Annotated in this window: 3 protein-coding genes and 2 pseudogenes; 2 read left to right on the top strand and 3 right to left on the bottom strand. The window is 61.3% G+C overall.

Going from position 1 to position 3,266, the window contains the following annotated elements; translation table 11 throughout:
* Positions 1-149: pseudogene (locus QWJ46_RS31400) on the top strand (IS110 family transposase); the annotation flags it as partial.
* A 152-nt stretch (positions 150-301) separates the two neighbouring features.
* On the opposite strand, the gene QWJ46_RS30890 reads toward QWJ46_RS31400, so the two are convergent.
* Positions 302-1,072 (bottom strand): NUDIX hydrolase, encoded by a 771-nt coding sequence (locus tag QWJ46_RS30890; RefSeq protein ID WP_302756316.1) that lies wholly within the window; start codon positions 1,070-1,072, stop codon positions 302-304.
* A gap of 8 nt (positions 1,073-1,080) precedes the next feature.
* On the bottom strand, positions 1,081-2,190 hold the full coding sequence (locus QWJ46_RS30885; RefSeq protein ID WP_302756315.1) for an endonuclease/exonuclease/phosphatase family protein: 1,110 nt from the start codon (positions 2,188-2,190) through the stop codon (positions 1,081-1,083).
* A gap of 197 nt (positions 2,191-2,387) precedes the next feature.
* Here QWJ46_RS30885 and QWJ46_RS30880 point away from each other — a divergent pair, with 197 nt between their 5' ends.
* Positions 2,388-2,735, top strand: coding sequence for a DUF4189 domain-containing protein (locus QWJ46_RS30880; RefSeq protein WP_302756313.1), 348 nt, complete (start codon positions 2,388-2,390; stop codon positions 2,733-2,735).
* A 420-nt stretch (positions 2,736-3,155) separates the two neighbouring features.
* Here QWJ46_RS30880 and QWJ46_RS30875 read toward each other — a convergent pair.
* Positions 3,156-3,266, bottom strand: a pseudogene (locus QWJ46_RS30875) (IS481 family transposase); the annotation flags it as partial.

The raw sequence follows: 3,266 nt of genomic DNA, 5'->3' as shown, positions 1-3,266 counted from the left end.
CCATCAAGGCCTTCCACAAACGGCTGCGCGATGCCGGCAAACCACCCAAGGTCGCCCTCGTCGCCGCCATGCGGAAATTCATCATCATGATCAACACTATTCTCAAAAGACAAACCCCATGGAGCGAACCGCAACAACACGGTTGCTGAGGTGCCCCGAAGGGGCCTCGAAGGACGAGGTCGGCCACCGGCGCCAATGGATGCTAGAAGCAATGCTGGAGCGCGTCCTTCGAGGCTCCGGCCTTTGGCCTACGCGCCTCAAGGATGAGGAGCGTCGGAGAATGCCGCCCCTCTCTCTGACGTCATGCTGAGACCTTCCCGAAATACCAGTCAATCACCGGCAGCATGGCGATGTTGTACGGATACGCGTTCCGGTCGGCCGAACGGATCGCCACCGCACCCGCGATCTCCTTGTCTTCGGCGACCAGCATGTGGGCCTCGATCCGCTCGACCATCTCGTCGGCCGTCAGGTCGAAACGGAAGAGCCTCAGCAATGTCACCGTACGCCTGGCGTGGCTGGCGAAGAGGCCCTGCCCCGCCACCGAATCCGAAAGATCGAGGCCGGTTTCCTCGTGGACCTCGCGGCGCATGTTGGCCTCGATGTCACAGCGCCCGTCGAAGATATCCTCGGGTTCCAGCGAGCCGGCAGCGAAATAGACCTGGCCGGGATTGGCGGTGTGCGCACCCATGCGGATCGCAACCAGCGCGCCGTCGGAGCTTTCGAGCACGGGATAGGCGAAGATGTGCAGCCCGCCTTGGCGCTGGGGCTGGCGGCGCCAGTACATGAAGGCGGAAAAGGGCGTGACGTAGCCCTCACCCGAAATTCCCTCCTCGCCGAGCGACAGCCGCTGCTGGAAGATCAGGCGTCCGTCGAAGAGCGCCGGGTTGGCGGCGATCTCCCTCACCCAGTTTTCGCGGATCGCCGTTTCCTCGGCGGCGACGAAAGGATGCGTGCCGGGCAGGATGCGGAGATCAACGCCGGCGATGGGAAAGACCGTGCTCTCCGGCGGCCAGCCGGCGAAATCATCGGAAAAATCAGTCTTTGGAAAACTTCTGCTCAAATTCGTTTTCATGTTCGCTTTCAGGGGAGATCCAGTGTCATGACGACGGGGCAATGGTCGGAGGCCTTGGGCCGGTCCCAGCCGGTACGGGGATAACGCTCCACCTCCTGCCCCGGCGGGAAGATGGTACGGTAGGGTTGGCCGCTGCGGATGATCTCGGGCAGGCGGCCGGCATTATGGGCGGCAAGTGCGGGCGAAAGCCAGATATAATCGAGCTGGCAGAGGTGCTGCTCCTGCGGCCCGCGCGCATGATAGAGCGTCCAGCGGTCGAGGGGCGGACGACGGCGTACGACATTTTCGGCAAAGCTGTCATGGCTGAAGACATCGAGCGCGCTTTCGGTCTCCACCTGATGCTCGAAATGATAACCGGTGCCACGCCGCCCAACGACGTCGACGCGCTCCTGATAGTCGTTCATGTCGCCGCTGATGGCAAAGCTCTTCGAGGCTGTATGGCCGGCGCCGAAGCGGTCCTCGATGATGCGACGCACGGCGCGCGCCTCGGCGCGACGGAGCGGCAGTGTCGATTGCCGCCCGTCCAGCCCGTCGCGCGCACTGCCCATCGACTTGAAATGCACGACATAGAGCGAGAAAGGCCTGCCGCCGATCAGGAGGTCGAGCTCCAGGCAGTCGCGCTTGAAGATCTTGTCGTCGATACGGTTGGTAAGCGCCAGTTCCTCGTCGAAGAGATCGAATTCGCGATAGGTCGCCATCGCATGGCTTCTGATATCCCGAAGCTCGATTTTCTGGCCATCGCGCGTTTCCTCGCGCATCAGCACGGCGACATCGATGCCGCGGCTGTCATTACCCTCGACCAGGAATTTCTGCCGATAGCCGTTTCCGACCATGCGGAAGAGATAGCCGTATTCGAACGCCTGAAGGGCGGCCATATTGTCGATTTCCTGCAGGCAGAGAATATCGGCGTCGGCATCGGCAATCGCCAGCGCCGTCATCTGCCTGGTATCGTCGGTCGCCGCGATCACGCGCGCCTGCTCGAGCTGCTGATAGACGCCCTCGCTGTTCACCTCGAAAAGCTTGATGACGCGGTCCTGGCGCAGCTGGTTGCGGAAGCCGGTGAAATCGAAACGGGTCAGCAGATTTTCGACGTTGAAGGTGGCGAGGCGAAGCGACATGGATTGAGTCCGGTTGCAGGCGCTACCTTAACCAGCAACAGCGGCAGGAAAAGATGGCGCGGCCAAGAAAAGTGCGGACAGCCGAAGCTTTTGAAGCCGAAAGCGACCAACTGCGACTTGGATGGCTGACATTCACCCACGGGCCTCTGTTCGTTTGCCGCGGACGGCTATTGCCAATTCGCACGCGGGGGCATTTCATGAAACGAATTCTGGCATCGCTTGCAGTTCTGACGCTCCTTGCCGGCGACGGCCCGGCGCTCGCCGACACCTATGGCGCCATCGCCTATTCGCCGTCATCAGGCGCCACCGGCTGGTCCTATGCCTATGGCAACAGAGGCGCCGCTGAAACCGTCGCGAGGCGCAATTGCGACGACAGCGCAAATGACTGCGGCATCGCCATCTGGTTCCGCAACGGCTGCGGCGTGGTCGCCGTCGGCTATCGCGGCGGCTGGGGCTCCGGCTGGGGTTACGACCGCCGCGAAGCCCAGCGCCAAGCGATCGGCAGCTGCAACAGGCAGACCGGCGGCTGCCGCATCATCCGCTGACAGTGCTCGGGCGGGGAATAAGCCGACGTGGTCTGAAAACGACCGCGGCCATCGGTCCGCGCACCGTGGCGGGTAGCAGCAAAGTCATCTGCAGCAGTCTTTAATAAGGCCCATGCTTCGGGGGGCTCTTGACCGCTTGTTCTGACTCTACTGTAAATCGCACCCACCATAATGAGACTTCGTGTCGCCCTTTTCCGTAATCGAAATAATCCACCGGTAGACCAGCCGCGAGCTTAGCATCCGCCTCGGCCTTTCGTTCCGCCATGCATGAGTTATCGAGCATTGAAGCGACTTTTTCCGGATCTTTGTTTGAAACAAGATACGTTTTTGTGGACCGCTCCAAGCACTTGCCCAATGCTCCCGCGGCTGACCCGACGCGGCGTATCTCCGGGGTGTCATAGGGTGAAGTAGCACACGACGCTAGATGTGGAGCCTCAACAGGTTGTCCTGGGTAAGAGCGAGTCTGCTGATTGGTGGTTTTGAATTTAGGCTTCCGTGAGGCCTGTGCCAATTGTAGCGATGGAGCCATCG

Source organism: Rhizobium sp. CBN3 (assembly GCF_030518245.1).
In the GTDB taxonomy this organism is placed as follows: Bacteria; Pseudomonadota; Alphaproteobacteria; order Rhizobiales; family Rhizobiaceae; genus Rhizobium; species Rhizobium aethiopicum_A.
Note: the sequence above shows the minus strand (reverse complement) of the source record. Positions and strands in the feature narration are given on the sequence as shown.